This is a genomic window from Arthrobacter sp. UYCo732, from assembly GCF_040547265.1.
Taxonomy (GTDB): domain Bacteria; phylum Actinomycetota; class Actinomycetes; order Actinomycetales; family Micrococcaceae; genus Arthrobacter.
The window spans coordinates 1-1060 of record NZ_JBEPPJ010000054.1; the positions used below are offsets into that span (position 1 = coordinate 1).

General features: G+C 61.8%; 1 protein-coding gene. It reads left to right on the forward strand.

Annotated features, from left to right (window positions below; genetic code table 11):
- The first annotated feature begins 30 nt into the window (after positions 1-30).
- Positions 31-1050, forward strand: a complete 1020-nt coding sequence (fbaA, locus tag ABIB45_RS22490; RefSeq protein WP_354218043.1) for a class II fructose-bisphosphate aldolase — start codon at positions 31-33, stop codon at positions 1048-1050.
- Positions 1051-1060: the final 10 nt, after the last annotated feature.

Sequence of the window (1060 nt, forward strand, 5' to 3'; positions counted from 1 at the left end):
CATAGACGAAAACTCAGCATAGGAGTCAGCATGCCCATTGCAACCCCAGAGATCTACTCCGAGATGATTGACCGTGCCAAGGCCGGCGGCTATGCATTTCCGGCTGTCAACGTCACCTCCTCGCAGACGCTGAACGCCGCGCTGCGCGGCTTCGCCGAGGCTGAGTCCGATGGCATCGTCCAGGTATCCACCGGCGGTGCCGCCTACTGGTCCGGTGCTGCGACCAAGGACATGGTGGCCGGTTCGCTTGGTTTCGCCGCGTTCGCCCGTGAAGTGGCTAAGAACTATGGCGTGAACATCGCATTGCACACGGACCACTGCCCCAAGGACAAGCTGGATGGCTTTGTCCTGCCGCTGCTGGCAGCTTCGGAGGCCGAGGTCAAGGCTGGCCGCAATCCGATCTTTAACTCGCACATGTGGGATGGGTCGCATGAGCCGTTGAATGAGAACCTGAGCACCGCACGGGAACTGCTGGAGCGCACGGCCGCCGCGAAGATGATCCTCGAAGTTGAAATCGGCATCGTTGGTGGCGAGGAAGACGGCGTCGAAAACGCCATCAATGACAAGCTGTACACCACGGTCGAGGACGCTCTGGCCACCATCGAGGCTCTCGGTGCCGGCGAGAACGGCCGCTACATCACCGCACTGACCTTCGGCAACGTGCACGGCGTGTACAAGCCGGGCGGCGTGAAGCTCCGCCCGGAGATCCTTAAGGACATCCAGGCGCAGGTGGGAGCGAAGCTGGGCAAGGACAGCCCGTTTGACCTGGTGTTCCACGGCGGCTCCGGCTCCTCTGACCAGGAGATCGCCGATGCTGTCTCCTATGGCGTGATCAAGATGAACATCGACACTGACACCCAGTACTCGTACACGCGTCCGGTGGTGGATCACATGTTCACGAACTACGCCGGCGTGTTGAAGGTCGATGGCGAAGTGGGCAACAAGAAGCTGTACGATCCGCGCGTCTGGGGTGCCTCCGCCGAGGCAGGCCTTGCCGCCCGCGTCGTGGAGGCAACCAAGCAGCTCGGCTCCGCCGGCAAGACGTTCTAGTCATGTCCGA

Bases quoted from the DNA above. Each gene is read 5' to 3' on its own strand.
- fbaA (WP_354218043.1), top strand. From the start codon at position 31: ATGCCCATTGCAACCCCAGAGATCTACTCCGAGATGATTGACCGTGCC.